This is a genomic window from Sinorhizobium sp. Y406 (assembly GCF_058732025.1).
This window is the reverse complement of record NZ_CM178975.1, coordinates 1,026,413-1,042,591: the sequence shown is the minus strand read 5'-3', so window position 1 is coordinate 1,042,591 and position 16,179 is coordinate 1,026,413. Positions and strand designations below refer to the sequence as shown.

The 16,179-nt window shown below is 61.0% G+C and carries 14 protein-coding genes; 8 read left to right on the top strand and 6 right to left on the bottom strand.

Going from position 1 to position 16,179, the window contains the following annotated elements:
* Positions 1–289 precede the first annotated feature (289 nt).
* Positions 290–2,023: an AfsR/SARP family transcriptional regulator gene (locus AC4P1R_RS21735; RefSeq protein ID WP_492177794.1), complete on the bottom strand. Its 1,734-nt coding sequence runs from the start codon at positions 2,021–2,023 to the stop codon at positions 290–292.
* A 710-nt stretch (positions 2,024–2,733) separates the two neighbouring features.
* Here AC4P1R_RS21735 and AC4P1R_RS21730 point away from each other — a divergent pair.
* The 7 genes from AC4P1R_RS21730 to AC4P1R_RS21700 all read left to right on the top strand — a co-directional run bounded on the left by AC4P1R_RS21730 (position 2,734) and on the right by AC4P1R_RS21700 (position 8,069).
* Positions 2,734–4,086: an NAD(P)/FAD-dependent oxidoreductase gene (locus AC4P1R_RS21730; RefSeq protein WP_492177793.1), complete on the top strand. Its 1,353-nt coding sequence runs from the start codon at positions 2,734–2,736 to the stop codon at positions 4,084–4,086.
* Between the two features lie 58 nt (positions 4,087–4,144).
* Positions 4,145–4,891 carry an ABC transporter substrate-binding protein gene (locus tag AC4P1R_RS21725; RefSeq protein ID WP_492177792.1) on the top strand — a complete coding sequence of 249 codons (747 nt, stop codon included), beginning with the start codon at positions 4,145–4,147 and terminating at the stop codon, positions 4,889–4,891.
* Positions 4,892–5,002: 111 nt separating this feature from the next.
* A complete protein-coding gene (locus AC4P1R_RS21720) occupies positions 5,003–5,659 on the top strand; it encodes an amino acid ABC transporter permease (protein WP_492177791.1) in 657 nt (218 codons plus the stop codon).
* Positions 5,656–6,387: an amino acid ABC transporter ATP-binding protein gene (locus AC4P1R_RS21715; protein WP_492177790.1), complete on the top strand. Its 732-nt coding sequence runs from the start codon at positions 5,656–5,658 to the stop codon at positions 6,385–6,387. Before AC4P1R_RS21720 ends, AC4P1R_RS21715 begins: the two co-directional genes overlap by 4 nt.
* A gap of 216 nt (positions 6,388–6,603) precedes the next feature.
* Positions 6,604–7,422: an IclR family transcriptional regulator gene (locus tag AC4P1R_RS21710; RefSeq protein WP_492177789.1), complete on the top strand. Its 819-nt coding sequence runs from the start codon at positions 6,604–6,606 to the stop codon at positions 7,420–7,422.
* A 111-nt stretch (positions 7,423–7,533) separates the two neighbouring features.
* A complete protein-coding gene (locus AC4P1R_RS21705) occupies positions 7,534–7,893 on the top strand; it encodes a RidA family protein (protein WP_492177788.1) in 360 nt (119 codons plus the stop codon).
* Positions 7,890–8,069 (top strand): DUF1403 family protein, encoded by a 180-nt coding sequence (locus AC4P1R_RS21700; RefSeq protein WP_492177787.1) that lies wholly within the window; start codon positions 7,890–7,892, stop codon positions 8,067–8,069. The genes AC4P1R_RS21705 and AC4P1R_RS21700 overlap by 4 nt, the downstream gene beginning before the upstream one ends.
* Positions 8,070–8,446: 377 nt before the next feature.
* On the opposite strand, the gene AC4P1R_RS21695 is transcribed toward AC4P1R_RS21700, so the two are convergent.
* The 5 genes from AC4P1R_RS21695 to AC4P1R_RS21675 all read right to left on the bottom strand — a co-directional run bounded on the left by AC4P1R_RS21695 (position 8,447) and on the right by AC4P1R_RS21675 (position 14,521).
* Complete coding sequence (locus AC4P1R_RS21695) at positions 8,447–8,653, bottom strand: hypothetical protein (protein WP_492177786.1); 207 nt, start codon at positions 8,651–8,653, stop codon at positions 8,447–8,449.
* Between the two features lie 388 nt (positions 8,654–9,041).
* Positions 9,042–10,604, bottom strand: coding sequence for an adenylate/guanylate cyclase domain-containing protein (locus tag AC4P1R_RS21690; RefSeq protein WP_492177785.1), 1,563 nt, complete (start codon positions 10,602–10,604; stop codon positions 9,042–9,044).
* 11 nt (positions 10,605–10,615) lie between these two features.
* On the bottom strand, positions 10,616–10,987 hold the full coding sequence (locus AC4P1R_RS21685; protein ID WP_069460999.1) for a response regulator: 372 nt from the start codon (positions 10,985–10,987) through the stop codon (positions 10,616–10,618).
* Positions 10,988–11,012: 25 nt separating this feature from the next.
* Positions 11,013–13,766, bottom strand: coding sequence for a response regulator (locus tag AC4P1R_RS21680; RefSeq protein WP_492177784.1), 2,754 nt, complete (start codon positions 13,764–13,766; stop codon positions 11,013–11,015).
* Positions 13,763–14,521, bottom strand: coding sequence for a Tll0287-like domain-containing protein (locus tag AC4P1R_RS21675; RefSeq protein WP_492177783.1), 759 nt, complete (start codon positions 14,519–14,521; stop codon positions 13,763–13,765). Before AC4P1R_RS21675 ends, AC4P1R_RS21680 begins: the two co-directional genes overlap by 4 nt.
* A gap of 236 nt (positions 14,522–14,757) precedes the next feature.
* Here AC4P1R_RS21675 and urtA point away from each other — a divergent pair, with 236 nt between their 5' ends.
* Positions 14,758–16,050 (top strand): urea ABC transporter substrate-binding protein, encoded by a 1,293-nt coding sequence (gene urtA, locus AC4P1R_RS21670; protein ID WP_492177782.1) that lies wholly within the window; start codon positions 14,758–14,760, stop codon positions 16,048–16,050.
* Positions 16,051–16,179 lie beyond the last annotated feature (129 nt).

Below are 16,179 nucleotides of genomic sequence, written 5' to 3'. Positions count from 1 at the left end.
TAGTCGATAACCTGCGTCGTTCGATCCGACTCGTGAATTCTGGTTTCGATTTCTGTTCCTGTTCCTGTTCCTGTTGCGATTGCGATTGCGATTGAGTGTGTTGCGGGAACTCCTGTTCAGCGAAAGCATCGTGCTGAGCGACCCGCCTCCTACAGTGAACCCGGCCTCGAAACCATCGAAGACGGCAGTCGAGTCATCTGCATCGCCGTGCTTCAGGACCAGTCCGGTTGTCGAAACCGCAAATGAGCAGCGGGAGAGCAATTCAAGGGGGGTTTTCAAAGCCGTCCTCCTAAGCAAAAGCCTTCTTGATGCCATCCAACACAAGGTCACAGGCGTGAGGGATCGGAAGCCGGAAACGGCTACGCTGAACCTCCGGATCAACGAAGTCAGGGTCCGCCTGAAGCATGCGGTTCAGAAGATCTTGGGCTTGCGATTGAGCCCCGAGGTGGCCGCACGAGACCAGTGAATAGCGGATGGCCGCATTGAAGTTGGGCTGCTTTGCAAGCGCCCGGAAACCGAGATGGACAGCACGGCGATGATCTCCGGATAGTGTGGAGATCATGCAGCACGTGGTCTCATAGGTGTAGTTGATGGGGCTGTATGTCCCCAAGTAGACCGCACGTTCCGACGCTGTCTGAGCACCCTCGAGGTCGCCTGTGTACAGTCTGTGTAGCGCGAGATGGTCCCACACAAAGGCCTGCATCGGGTTCAGGCGGACGGCGCGATTGAAAAGATCGGCCGCGAACTCATGGCGGTTGAATACGTAGCCATGGACATGTCCCAAGCAGGCGAGTGCTATGGAATTGAAGGGGTTTGCTTGGAGTGTATCGCTGGCAAGCTTCTCGACCATTTCAAGACTCGCCTGGTCGATCCTTCCCAGATTCTCGCCCAGAGCAAATGATGCTGAATATGCTAACAGAGCCTTGAACAGGCTGTTCCCGTTATCGGCTGACAAACGCTCGAGGAGACTGACCGAGTCGCGGAACTTTTGATCGTCGAGGTTGAACATTCCACTCAGAATGCTGTAGCCGACCAAGGTTTGCCGGTCATTACGGAAAGCGGTTACCCTTTCGGCATAACGTTCGACGGTTTTGGCGAGCTGATCAATATTCTGACCAATGAAGTGATTGATGGTCGCCATGTCGTCATGTTCGATCTCCTGAACGCGGAACTGTGCGGACTGGCTCATGAGCAGCGAGAGCGTATCTGCACTGTAGACCAAGAAAGTCAGCGTGACCGAGTCAGCGACGCCAAGCACCCGGGTGCGAACCAGAAAGTCGGCCTGACTCCGCTGGTCGATAAGTGCTGTCGCGCCGAAATCCATTCTGAAATCCAGGAGCTTGAGATTCTGGAACTCGGCCAGGCTGGTAACAATCGATTCGGTAATGAAATCGCCGAGGGTCTGAATTCCGCAGTTCTGGCCATGGACGATGCTCGGCAGCAATCCGATCTCGATCTGGATCTTCTTGGATGGCACCGCTGGCGCATGGCCTTGGCTATTGTTGTTCAGCGGCGGACTACCAATCCTGCTGGCAAAGTCTTCAAGTTTCTTCTGCCATGCGGACCGCTCCATCAGAAGCCAGTCTTCGAATTCCTCGTCATTGATGTCCATGCCCTCAAGGAGGTCATAGTTGAGCGCGTCAGGGTTCGGTTTCTCCGCCAGTCGACCCGGATTGTCTGTAAGCGCCCTGACATCGATCCATACACGGTCGAAACGGACACTCACGGCTTGCCGGTCGAACTCGAGAAAATCGACCGCTGCGTCACGAAGGGCTCTCTTGAGTTCGAACAATGTCTGACGCAGGCTACTGGAGGAGTGATGCTCATCGCTGTCGCTCCAGAGTTTGTTGCGAAGCCAGGCGCGCGTTCGCGCGCCACGCGGGGAAAGAGCAAGCATGGCGAGGATCGCCTGAGCCTTCTTGTTTTTCGGCGTGCAGTCACGGTCGTCCGCGGTTTTTAGTGCAAACGCACCCAGCAGGTGCAGTTTGGCATAATCTTGCACTGCGTCAGCATAGTGGGCCATACGCGGCTCTCCCCCAGATCACGAGCTCCACTGCAAGGCGTAAATCCTAATACTTATGGTGGTTGTCAGCCAGAGAATTCACCCATAATGGTTATTCGCCGTTATTTCAGCGTTAGCCGAAGCTTCGCCTTCGTTGAGGATGCGCTAATAGCGAGCCAACCAAACAGGTCCTCGGTTCAATTCCACTCAAGGCGAGGGACTCGCAGTCGGTTTGCCGCCGCGTCCCCTGGGCACATGCCAATCGTCTCGACAGGGTGGAAACCGGAGGTAGGCAAAGTGCTGAACGGCGGCGTTTGCAGACAGGAGCCGTCATTGCGCCTGCCGGAACGCCTCCATGGTGTCCCGGCAGAAGAATTCCGAAACGGAATCGCTCCGTCGTGCCGAAAGCAGGCGTTCGAAAAGACGCCCCACTGGATTGGATTGGGTACCCTTCGATGTCCAATCCGCGGGCACTCGCTATCTTCCTGCCGCGCCATCCCGATCATTGCGGTATTTTCGACGACCCTTTTGGCGGTCGTCGCTGCTGTTCAGTTTGGGGTTGTTGAACGCGCGGCTACCAGCCTCGATCGATCTCGCTGTGAGCAGATCCCTGAATTCGCTGCGACGCGCCCGAACGTCGCAAGCCGATTGACATAAATCATTCTCAATGTATAGTTTCGTATTAATCGATAGAAGAATATCGCATAGCGATAGCAAGCGGGATGAAGCTGGTGTACGATCCTCTGGTTCATGCCTATCCAAGCGAGACACAGCCGAAGCCGGATTCCTATTGGATGGCAATAAGTGGTCCGGAACCGGAGGATGATGGCCCGCTTGAGGGCGACGTCAATGCGGACGTGGTCATCATCGGCGGGGGCTACACCGGGTTCTCCGCCGCCCTGTCGCTCGCCCGCGACCATGGCATGAAGCCTGTCGTGCTGGAGGCGCGCTCCACCGCCTGGGGATGCAGCGGTCGAAATGGCAGTTTCGCCCGCATTTCCGGCGGCCGCGTTCCCGCCGCCGCCCTGGTCGAGACCTACGGGAAGGACGTGGCACGCGCCTACTTCGGCGAGATGCGCGCGGCGCTCGGCACGGTTCGGCGGTTGATTGCAGAGGGCAATATCGATTGCGACGCGCAGCCGGACGGCGTTTACAAAGTCGCTGCTTTCGCAGCGCATGAACCCAGCCTCAAGCGTGAGGCCGCGCTCTACAACGAGGTCTTCAACTACCCCGCGCGTTTTGTCCCTGCCGGCGAACTCAAGGGTGCTCATCAAGGCGCCGAAGCATTCGGCGCGCTTCATTTTCCCGACGGCTTTTCGATGAATCCCTTGAAGCTCGCCCGTGGCGTCCATGTGATGGCACGTTCCCACGGCGCCGCAATTCATACGAACTCGCCTGTTATCGGCTGGCAGAGCGAAGGCGGAGTTCACCGGCTGGTCACACCCAACGGAACGGTCAGGACACGCAAGGTGGTCGTCGCCACCAATGGCTATACGTCGTCCAAGCTCCATCCTCGCCTCTCCGCGCGGGTGCTGCCCGTACATTCGCAGATCATCGTCACGGAGCCGATGACGCCCGAGCAGATCGCGGCAAGCCTCCCCTCAGGCAATTGCATGTTCGACACGCGCAGCCTACTTTTCTACTATCGTCGCCTGCCGGACGACCGCATGCTCTTCGGCGGCCGCAGCGCCATCGCCGGCAGCGACGCGGAAAACCCGAAACATCGCCAGTATCTCACGAATGCCATGGTCCGGAAGTTTCCGGCACTCGAAGGCATCGCCATCGACTATTGGTGGGGTGGCTGGGTGGCGGTGAGCCGCAATTCGCTCCCGTTCGTCTATCGCGTTCCCGGTTTGTCGGAGGTTTTTTGGGGCGGCGGCTATGCTGGCAGTGGCGTTTCCTTCTCGCTCCATGTCGGCACCAAGCTGGCCCTGATGGCGGCCGGAAAGCCGTTCGACACACAGGCCTCGTTTCTGACCCGCGAACCCACACGTTATCCGCTCCCGCCCTTCCTGAGGCTCGGGCAGCGGATCGCCTACCGCTGGCTGCAGGCCAAGGACAAGCGGCAAGCCTCCGCAAAGTGAGGCGATCGCATTCCTAAAACGTAACGAACCCAAGCAAAACCAAGAAAGGGGAATACCTATGTTTATCAAGAAACTGGCGATCGGCGCCTTTGGCCTCGCACTCGCATTTTCTGGGCCGGCTGTCGCTGCCGACGCGGTGAAGGTGGGCGTAACCACCACCGGTGTGCCCTTCACCTTCGTCGACACCTCGAGTCAGCAGGTCACCGGGGCAATGGTCGACATTGCCAATGCCATCGCCGCCGATAACGGTTTCGAGGCAAAGTTCGAGCTCACGGCCTTCTCTGCCCTCATCCCGAGCCTCAATGCCGGCAAGATCGACGTCATCTCGGCGGGAATGCTCGCGACCGATGAACGTCGGAAAGTCGTGAACTTCAGCGACACCGTCTATTCATACGGCGATGCCATGTTCGTGGCAGCTGATAGTCCCGAGAACTACACGATCGAGGCGCTGAAGGGCGAGACGGTCGGAGCACAGATCGGCACAACCTTCGCCGACTCTCTCAAGGCGCTTGGCATCTTCGGCGAGGTCAAGCTCTATGACAGCATCGCCGATATCATGCGGGATGTGAAGCTCGGTCGCATCAAGGCAGGTTTCGGCGATCAACCCATCGTCGCCTATCAGATTAGCAAGAACCCGGCACTCGGCGTCCGTCTGGTCGAAGGCTACAAGCCCTTGAAGTCCGGCGACGTGGCGCTTGCGGTGCCGAAAGACAAGGCCGAGCTGCTCCAGAAGATCAACGCCTCGATCGCTAAGCTGAAGGAAAGCGGCGACTTGAAGAAGATTTTCGCCAAGTACGGCATTTGATGCCGTTGGCTGGCTTGGGTGGGGCTGTCGCAGCCCTGCTCGACGCGCCGAGTTGCCGACAAACGTAGGCAACCGGCGGCCCCGGCCTCGCTTCAATGATGGAGCTCTTAGATGAACACCTTCGCCACCCGCGCGGCAGAATATCTGCCACTTCTCCTTAACGGGTTGTGGCTGACGATCGCGATCACGCTCGCCTCGCTTGCGCTCGCGACGGTCCTCGGCATGACTTGGGCGCTGCTCAGGACATCCGGCATAAAGGCATTGGCACTGCCGACCCGCATTTTCGTCGAAGGCGTGCGCGGTATCCCGATCCTGGTGGTGCTCTTCTACATCTACTTCGTCATGCCGGACATCGGCATTGACCTGACGGCCTTTCAAGCGGGCGTAGCGGGCCTGGCACTCACCTATTCCTGCTATATCGGCGAGACTTTCCGCGCGGGCATCGAGGCGATCGACCGCGGCCAAATCGAGGCTGCCAAGTCGATCGGTATGAAGCATCCCTTGATGATGCGACGAGTGATCGTGCCGCAGGCCGTACGCATCGTCATGCCACCCTATGCGAACAATGTCATCATGCTGCTGAAGGACTCCTCCCAAGTTTCCGTGATCACGGTTGCGGAACTCACGATGCAGGGAAAGGCGCTTGCTTCCTCCACCTTCGACAACATGACCGTCTTCACGCTCGTGGCGCTCCTCTATCTCTGCCTCACCATCCCGCTCAACATGGTGATGCGTCATGTTGAAGTCGCGCTCGGGAGGTCGAAATGATCAGTTTCGAAAACGTCCACAAGGCCTATGGCCAACACGAAGTGCTGAAAGGGATCGACGCTTCCGTCGACAAAGGCAAGGTCGTATGCCTGATCGGCCCGTCCGGTTCGGGGAAATCGACGATGTTGCGTTGTGTCAACGGGCTCGAGACCTACCAGTCCGGCCGCGTCACGATCAACGGGGCAGTGGTCGATACGGAGGACGCGAGCATCCATGAGATCCGCACGCGCGTCGCCATGGTGTTCCAGCGCTTCAATCTCTTCCCGCACCGCACGGCCCTCGAAAACGTGATGGAAGGACCCGTCTACGTCCTGCGCCAGGACAGGAGCGAGGTCAGCGAGCGGGCGAGCGAGCTTCTGATGCGCGTCGGGCTCGGCGACAAGCTCAACGCCTATCCGGGCTCGCTATCCGGCGGTCAGCAGCAGCGTGTCGCCATTGCTCGGGCGCTCGCCATGCAGCCTGCTGCTATCCTCTTCGATGAGCCGACATCGGCGCTGGATCCGGAAATGGTGGGGGAAGTGCTGCAGGTCATGCGCGGCCTTGCCGAGGAGCACATGACCATGCTGGTCGTCACCCACGAGATCCAGTTCGCGCGGGAGGTGGCCGACAGCGTACTCTTCCTCGATGGCGGCAGAATTGTCGAGCAGGGCCCGGCGCGCGACGTGCTGCATCAGCCCCGACACGAGCGCACGCGCGACTTCCTGCGCCGCGTTACGCATCCGATGTGACAGCAATGGCCTAGAAGGAAAGCTGTGAATGGCGCGGCGCTACTGTATGGGTCCTGAAATTCTCGCCGATGTAAGGGATGAAACTTGGGGCAATTCAAAGTGCTACAGCGTTCCCTGCGCCTCTGATAAGACGACGCGCGGCGCCGTAGCGGTGGCGAGTGGTTTCGAGAAGGCGCTATCGTGGCGGTTGTTCCGCGAAGCCGGGAGTTTGAGCAGTTGTCCGATCCATTGAGCGAAGCAGAAAACTCGGCCCTTTTCATTACGTCCCTGGCAAAAGGAGTGGCGCTGCTCGCGGCATTCGGCGCGGGTCGGCCGAGCATGAATCTCGTCGAGATGGCCGAGGCCACCGGTCTCAACAAGAGCACCGTTCAACGCTCGGCCTTCACGCTCGAGGCGCTTGGCTATCTCGCCAAGGAGCCGCAGTCGAAGCGCTACCGCCTGACTCCGAAATCGCTTGAGATCGGTGCCGGCTATCTCCAGACCAGCGAGTTGATCGAGCGTGCCAATCCCTACCTGCACGAGCTGAACCGTAGCACGCAGGAGAGTTGTAATCTGCTCGAACCCTCAGGCACGGACATGGCCTACGTCTCGCGCTTCGCAAGCCACAAGCAGATCTCGATCCATGTGCCGCTCGGTCAGCGCCTACCCATGTACTGTACCTCCGCCGGCCGGGCCTATCTTTCGGCGCTCTCGCCGGAGGAGGCAGCCGCTATCATCGGCCGCTCGCGCCTCGTCGCTTATACGCAGAACACCGAGACCGACCCGGAGCGGCTTGCGGAGATCGTCCGCAAGGCGCGCAGCGACGGTTTTGGCTTCACCAACGAGGAATATTACGTCGGCGACATCGCGGTCGGGGCGGCAATCGTCAATGCGGAGGGACGCCCGCTGGGTGCCGTCAACATCGCCGTGCCCTTCAGCCGATGGACGTTGAAGGATGCGCTTGCCGACCTTGCGCCGCAACTCGTCAACACCGCCCGCTCGATATCGAATGCCGCACGCGGGTTGAAACCATTGGTGAGCCCGACGAGCGGATAGGCGGGCGCGAGCGCGCGACGACCCAAATTGCTGGACGATCTCGTTCCGGAGCGATGGCGATCCGGAACGCCGCCGAACTCTTTCTCAACAACCCAAGAAGGAGTATGCCTGATGTCCATCCAAAGATTTGAGCCGAACGGCAAGCGCTTGAGCCATGTGCTCGTCCACAAGAACATCGCCTATGTCACCGGTCAGGTCGCCGCCGACCGCACACAGGATGTCGCCGGCCAGACGGCGCAGGTGCTTGCCCGCATCGACGAACTGCTCGCCAAGGCCGGTACCGACAAGTCGAAGATCCTCTTCGCACAAGTCTGGCTGAAGCACGTCGTCGCCGACTTCGCCGTCATGAATGCGGTCTGGGAAGGCTGGATTCCTGAGGACGCTCTGCCCACCCGCGCGACCGTGGAGGCGAACCTCGCGGCCGAAAACATTCTCGTCGAGATCGCCGTTCAGGCCGCAGTCGGTGATTGATCCAAAGAAGCACGAAGATTGCCGGCTGCCGGCGCGCCCGACAGGCCCTGAAATGTTTCCTGGTGGCGGTGAGACTTCTGGGCCGCACTGAGGACCAATACGCGTTACGTGATGCGCTCCTACTCACTTCCGCTGGTGGCGATCCGGACCCGGCCTGTCGGGCGCTTTTCGCCTAATAATTGTAGCGACCCGAAAACCCGACTTTTCCACGAAAGCGGCGGATGAACTCGCCGATCTTCTGGGGCTGGCCTGACGTTCACCCCCTTAATGGTTCTTGACATCGAGAGGATCATTCATGCCATGGCTACATCTGGTGGCGCGACTGTGAAAATGGGAGCCAAGTTGTGATGGATCTCTCGTGAGATTTGCGTTGGTGTCGGAACGAGCGCGTCCGAACCGCTTTCCGGCTGGCACAATTTACTTACTCCGGCGCATCTCGGGTCCTTCGCAATGCCGAACGGGGCTATCGTCTGCTTGGCGCAGCACCCCGTGCAGTGAAAGCGAGCCCGACCCCGCTCACGTGTCGATGTCCAGGCTCACCGCCGCGCGCGGCTCAGGACAGACCTGCGACGATCCTCAGGCCCAGATCATCCCGAATTCCTGCCTGATAGGCGCTGATCAGCCTTGCGGCGAGTGTTTCGGCTTCGCCCGACTGGCGGGGCAAGGCCCGCATTTGCAGCTCGTCCTGGAAGGCCTTTCCGATCATGGCCAGTTCGGCGGGGCCGATCGGATCGAAACTGAAGACTTGAGCGGAATTCATCGTACCCCTTCCTCCGGCACCGCAGCGACGGAGACCACCATGCGCCGATTTCGGCGCCAAAGATGAAATGCTGTTTCGCCGGAGATTATCGAAGGTGCACCGTCCTCACGGCCGTACCACCCATTTCGCTCCACTCCACGGCCGCAATGGCGGAACCGAAGAGGAGGGCAGGGATGGCCAGAGCTCCCGCGAATCTCAGCATTTGAAGACGACGCGTGCGCTTTCCGTCCCAGTCGTAAGCCATCTGCCATCAACCCCTTGAAAGCATCTGAAAACAGTACGGCAGAATAAAATCAGAGAAAGACCTACAGGTCGAGTCGGTTTTTCAAGTATTACTTTTAGAAGAGTTTTTTCCGATTGATCTATATTTCGGAGTGCGAAGGGGGAACTACCGAACGAGATAGGTCTCGATCGCGCCGACGCCTCGTAACTCCAGCGCGCAGCGGGGTTGCAGCCGCCACGATCCGCGAAGCGCCTGCCGGGTCGCCTCCGAGATCTGGATATGGTCGGCAACGCCCTGGGACTCCAGGCGGCTCGCGACGTTGACGGTTTCCCCCCACACGTCATAGACGAAACGCAGCCGGCCGATCAGGCCGGCGACGACCGGCCCGGAATGAACGCCGATGCGGATGCGGAAGCGGTCGCCGTCGGGCGCCATGGTCTCGAGCGATTCCAGCATCGACTTGCCGAGCGCCACGATCCTGTCGGCGTGGTCCGCCGAGGGTTCGGGGATGCCGCAGGCGGCCATATAGGCGTCGCCGATCGTCTTGATCTTCTCGACGCGATGCTCCTGCGTCAGGAGATCGAACTTGCTGAACATCCTGTCCAGGCGCCGGACCAGGTCCGATGGCGCCAGCCGCGCCGCGATGGGCGTGAAGCCGACGATATCCGCAAAGAGAATGGAAACCTCGTCGAAACGATCGGCGATGATCTCCTCCCCGCCATGCAGTCGCGAAACGATCTGATGCGGCAGGATCGCATGGATGAGCGCGTCGGCACGGCTCTTCTCCGTTTCGATCTGCTCGAGATAGCGGTGCTCGCGGTCGAGCCAGCGCTTCTTCTCGAGCGTGGCGTTGATGCGCGCGCGCAAGAGGATCGGGTTGAAGGGTTTCGTCAGATAGTCGTCGGCGCCCGCCTCGATGCACCGAGCCACCGCCGCCACTTCGTTCAAGCCCGAGATCATGATTACGGGGACGTGCCGCCACCGGTTCTCGCTCTTCAGCCGCGAGAGCATCTCGATGCCGTTCATGTCGGGCATCAATATGTCCAGCAGGATGAGGTCGAACTCGTCTTCCGAGAGCCTTGCGAGCGCAGCGAGACCAGACTCGGCGGTGAAGACGCGATGGCCTTCGCGCCGCAGGCGCCGCGAGAGAAGATCGCGATTGCTGGCTACGTCGTCGACGACGAGTATCCTGCCGGTCGGAGCGGAACATGCCTCGTGCTCGTGGCTGAACAGAAGCCGCTCGAGCTCGGCCGCGTCTATTTCGGTTCGAACCTCCGGCTCGATCACTTCGATCGCCTCGCCGCGCGAAAAGCCGGCAAGCGCATCGACCTGTTTCAACAGGTCCGCCGCTGCCGAAAGCATTTCGGCGAGGTCTTCCTTCAGCGTGTGCGGCTGCAAGTCGCCCGAATCTTCCAAGATCATTTCCGAATAGCCGATGATGGCGTTGAGTGGCGTGCGCAGATCGTGGCGCAGCCTTGCCTCCGCATCCGGGTCGCCCGCCCCGGCGCAATCGGCCTTGCCGTCCGTCAACCGATCGACGAGGCCGTTCAGTTGCCTGGCAGCGGCGCCGATCCGCTCGAGGTCGCTCAAAAGGCGCGTCAGACCCAGATCCCGCGCCTGCTCGAGCAGCAACTCCTGGAACCCCAGGATCGCCCGCGCAGGGCCAGCCAGCCGCTGCTCGACATGGGCGGCGATGGCCTGGCGCTGAAACTCGTTTCCGATACTCATCTAAGCGGTGCTCAATGCGAAGTCTCCAGCAGTTTCTCGATCTTCCTGACAAGCTGCGAGAGATCGATCGGCTTGCTGTCATAGTCGTCGCAGCCGGCCTCGAGCGCCATCTCCCGATCACTTGCCATCGCATGCGCGGTGAGCGCGATGACCGGGATGTCGCAGGTCGCGGGATCGGCCTTGATGCGTCGTGTGGCCTCCCAGCCATCCATCACCGGCAGGCTCATGTCCATAAGGATCAGGTCCGGCTTTTCCGAGGTTGCGAGCTCGACGCCCGCCTCGCCGTTCTCCGCGATCAGCACATCGAAGCCGCGGCGAGACAGTCGCCGCGAAAGCATGTCGCGATTCATTTCATTGTCTTCCACCAGAAGGATTCTCGTCATTTCGGTTCGCCTTCGGTCATGCGCGTCAGTTGTTCGTGGTCGCCGGGGCCGCCGGTTCCTGCGATGGGATCTGCCGTTCGAGCGCTTCGACCAGCTGGGACCTGCTGTTCGCGCCCTTGTTGACGACGGCGACCGCCCGGTCGCGCAGCCATCGCAATTCCTTTGCGGACAGGTCCTTCGACGTGACGACGACGACGGGAATCTTCTGCAGTTCCGGAATTCTCTGCATTTCGCTGAGGGTCTCGAAGCCGTCCATCTCCGGCATCAGAAGATCGAGCAGAACGAGGCGCGGCAGCAGCCGCTTCATCAGTTCGAGACCGCGAATGCCGTCGGCGGCCTCGTGAACCGTCCAGTTTCTCTTCACCAGAATACGACGGAGGAAATCGCGCGATGCCCGATCGTCGTCGATGACGAGCACATCGCGATTGCCGCCGCCGCAGGCCTCGATCGTCCTGATCAGCTTCTCGGTGTCGATCGGCTTCGTCAGATATTCGACGGCGCCGAGCGAAAGGCCGAGCTCGCGATCGGCAAGGATCGTCGCCAGGATCACCGGGATCGTGCACAGTTCGGGATCGCTCTTCAACGCCCGCAGCACCGCCCAGCCGTCCTGATGTGGCATGATGATATCGAGGATGATTGCCGCCGGCCGGTGCGTCCGCGCGGCGGCTATGCCTTCGGCGCCGCTTGCCGCCTCGATCGAGGCGAGCCCCGCTTCCGCAAGCGCCCTGGCGATCAGGCTGCGGGCGGCCGGTTCGTCGTCGATGATCAGGGCCGTGCGACCCGGCGCGGCTGGCGACGCTTCCGCCGTTTGCTCTCCGCTGGTCTGCTGTCCGCATTCCGCCGGCACTTCCATCGTGAAGACCGATCCCTTTCCGACTTCGCTTTCGACGGTGACGATGCCGCCGATCATGCGGCTGAAGCTGCGGGTGATGCTCAAACCCAGTCCCGTGCCGCCGTAGTTCCGGGTGGTCGAGGCATCGGCCTGCGTGAAGGGGTTGAAGAGCCGCTCCTGCTGCCCCGGCGTCATGCCGATCCCGGTATCGGACACCTTGAAGACGAGCCAGTCCACGTCCGCCCTCGCTTCGCGCCGCACCGAAAGCGTCACCCGGCCGGCCTTGGTGAATTTTGCCGCGTTGCTGAGCAGGTTGAAAAGGTTCTGGCGCAGCTTGGTCTGGTCGGAGGTCATCACGCCTAAGTCGGCGCCAAACTCCTGGACGAACGCGTTTTCGTTCTTCGCCATCAGCGGTGCGACCGTGGCACTCACGTCGCGCAGCAATTCGGCGACGTCGAAAGTTTCGAGGAAGACCTCCATCCGGTCGGCCTCGATCTTCGACAGGTCGAGGATGTCGTTGATGAGCGAGAGGAGGTTCCGGCCGGCGGACGCGATCTTTTCGAGATCGGGCACGAACGCCTCCTCTTCCTGCTCCTGTGCTTCCTCGATCAGCATTTCGCTGTAGCCGATGATGGCGTTCAACGGCGTGCGCAGCTCATGGCTCATCGAGGCGAGAAAGCGGCTCTTCGCCTCGCTTGCCGATTCCGCGTTGCTCTTCGCCCGTTCGAGCTCGACCTGCCTGAGCTTCAGTTCGGTGATGTCGGTGTAGACGGCGACAGTCCCGCCGTCCGGAATCTTGCGCTTGGTGATGCGGACCCATTTGTCGCCGAACCGTTTCTCGTCGACGAAGCCGGCCGGATCCCGGTGCAGGCTGAGGCGTTCCACGATCCACTCTGCCGGTGATCTGCCTTCGAGGTCCACGTGCCCGCTCGCGACATCCTCCTCCAGGACGTCGCGGAAGCTCCTGCCGCGGAGCGTGTTCGGTGCGTGGCTGGGAAAGATCTCGCAATATTTGCTGTTGGCGACCAGGATCTTGTCGTCCGGATCATAGAGGACGAATCCATCGGATATCGCCTCGAGCGCCGCGGCGATCGTGCGTCTTTGCCGCTCTGCTTCCTCCTCGAGCTTCTTCTTTTCGATCGCGCTTTGCCGGAACAGCGATAGCGTCCTTGCCATTGCCCCGATTTCGTCGCCGCCCCCCTGGGGTATTTCGACGTCGTAGCGACCTTCCTTCAGATCGCCGATCACGCGGTTGAGGCGCCGGAGCGGACCGACGATCGAGCGCAGGACGAGAAGCGTGAGAACGGAGCCGATCACGACGAGGACACCAACCAGGATGGCGGCGGCCGTGGCGGTCCTCTGCGCCTGCTGCACCACCTCGCTCCGGGCGGTCTCCGCCTCGGCCTTTACCTGCTCGACGAGCGCGTTCAGGTCCTGATCGACGCTGCTGCTGTGGGTGCGCGCCTTGGCCAGCAGCGTATTGCCGATGATGCGGTTGTCCTGAGTATAGGCATCGGTCGCTTGGAGCGCCGTTTCGACATAGGCGGCGACTTCCTTGCGGATTCCCTCGACCGTCCGGGGCGAGTGCTTTGCCAGACGCTCCAGCTGCACCTCCAGGCGTTCGCGCGCCCGCTCGGCATTGCGCTGCGAATTCATCAAGAGGCTTACCGAGAGATCGGTCAGCCAGTATCTGAGGTCCCCGAAGGCGACGTGCGCCGCGGCTGCCGATGCCGCGCGGTCGAACAGTTCCGTCGTCTCGGCCATGCGGTCGGCGCTTCGATAGAGCGCCTGCGTCAGAAACAGCGAGGACAGGATGAGGCTGATCAGCCCGGCCGCCGTCAGGGCCGCAACGCGGGCGGAGATCGGTAGCCCGGCAAGGCGGTGAGCAAGCCTCTTGGGCGCCGTTATGGCCCAAAACGACCGCAGTTGCTCATCCGGCGCACTCATTTGAACAAGACGATGCTGATCGCACCGCCGAGGTCGCCCGCCTTTCCTCCCTCCTTCGGATAGCCGGTGACGTCGATTTCACCCTTCGGCGCACCATGGCACGTAAGGCAGGATTCCGTGTAGTATTCCGGCAGCAGCATGCGGAAAGCGGGGCGATCGTCGACGGTCGTCACTTCGGTGTAGCTGTCGCCCTTCGGCCTGTCGGCGTCCGAGAAAACATTCTCGATGACCCCCGATTCCCAGGCATCGGGGAGGGACTTGCGATTGCGTACCAGATCCTCGGGTGCCGTCACGCGGACCAGCGCCTCGACGCCCACCTTGGCGGCGAATTTCTCGTTCATCAACCGCGCGAATACGGCCGGGACGAAGCCCTTGAAGCCGATGCCGGGACGGTTGATGTCGGCCTGCTGTTCGTCGACGACCTCGCGCATCGCCTCGATCTGCGCCTGGATCAGTTTGCGGTCGCGCTCGGACAGGTCGGCGGTGATCAAGGGATGGCCGGTGCGCTTGGCGTAAAAGGCGATCGCCTCCGTCGTGAAGCGCTCGCCGTCGAGATGCTTGTCGCCGACGGACGGATCGTTGATCAGCGGCTGATAGTTCGAGAGCACGCTTCGCGCCGCCCGAAGGAACTCCGCGAGCCGGGTCCCGGTCGCGACATCGGCAGCCTCTTCGGCCGCCGCCGCAGGCATGAGCAGCATGCAACCGGCCAGTAAGGCCGGAAAACAGGTTCGCGCGACGGCTGCAAAGGCTTGCATTTTCCTGTTCCTCGAGCAGGAAGCACAAGCCGGAACCATATCACAGGAACGCTGGTCGCAGGAGTCATCTGTGGGGGCGGAGCCTTTCGCTACGGGCCGTGCGATGTTCCTTCTTCCCCCCGACGTCTACGTAGAATGACGTATGTGCAGTGCAGTCCCGACGTCGGATGATCCCCAACGGCCAAGGAGAACGAGCACTCCGTTGCGGCGACCAGAACTAGAGGGGTTCAAATCAGATGACTATCAAGGCACGCGTCACCGGCGCATTTATCGCTGCCGTCCTTTCGACGACTGCGTTCAACGGCGCCTTTGCCGCCGAGGACACGATCAAGGTCGGCATCCTGCATTCGCTTTCGGGAACCATGGCGATCTCCGAGACGACGCTGAAAGACGCCATGCTGATGCTGATCGACGAGCAGAACAAGAAGGGCGGACTGCTCGGCAAGAAGCTCGAGGCGGTCGTGGTCGACCCGGCCTCCGACTGGCCGCTTTTCGCCGAGAAGGCGCGCGAGTTGATCTCGGTCGACAAGGTTTCGGCGGTTTTCGGCTGCTGGACGTCCGTATCGCGCAAGTCGGTGCTGCCGGTATTCGAGGAGCTGAACTCGATCCTCTTCTATCCCGTCCAGTACGAGGGTGAGGAAAGCCAGCGCAACGTCTTCTATACGGGTGCTGCGCCGAACCAGCAGGCGATCCCCGCCGTCGACTATCTGATGGAGAACGAAGAGGTCGAGCGCTGGGTGCTCGCCGGCACGGACTATGTCTATCCGCGCACGACCAACAAGATCCTCGAGGCCTACCTGATCGCCAAGGGCGTCAAGCCCGAGGACATCATGGTCAATTACACGCCCTTCGGCCATTCCGACTGGCAGACGATCGTCTCTGATATCAAGAAGTTCGGCTCGGCCGGCAAGAAGACCGCCGTCGTCTCGACCATCAATGGCGACGCCAACGTGCCCTTCTACAAGGAACTCGCCAACCAGGGCATCAAGGCCGAAGACATCCCGGTTGTTGCCTTCTCGGTGGGTGAGGAAGAGCTTGCCGGCCTCGACACCGGGCCGCTCGTCGGGCACCTGGCCGCCTGGAATTATTTCCAGTCGGTTGACAATCCGGCCAATGCCGAGTTCATCGAAACCTGGAAGGCCTTCACCAAGAACGACAAGCGGGTCACCAATGACCCGATGGAAGCCCATTATATCGGCTTCAACATGTGGCTGAAGGCGGTCGAGAAGGCCGGCACCACCGACACCGACGCCGTGCTCGACGCGATGATCGGCGTCTCCGTGCCGAACCTTTCGGGCGGCTATTCGACGATGATGCCGAACCACCACATCACCAAGCCTGTGCTGATCGGCGAGATCCAGGCGGACGGTCAGTTCGAGACCGTCTGGGAGACGCCCGGCCTCGTCGTCGGCGACGAATGGTCGGACTACCTGCCGGACTCGAAGGACCTGATCTCCGATTGGCGCGCACCGATGTCCTGCGGCAACTTCAACGTCGCCACCGGCAAGTGCGGCGGCAAGGGCTCCTGATCCGCGAGGCTCAGGCCGGGTCTTCGTGACGAAAGAGATGTTCGAGGGGGTCGGCCGGCGTTCCGGCCGCTTCCTGTGAGACATTTTCCAAGACGAAACGACCCCCGGAAAACCCTCCGTCCGAATGCG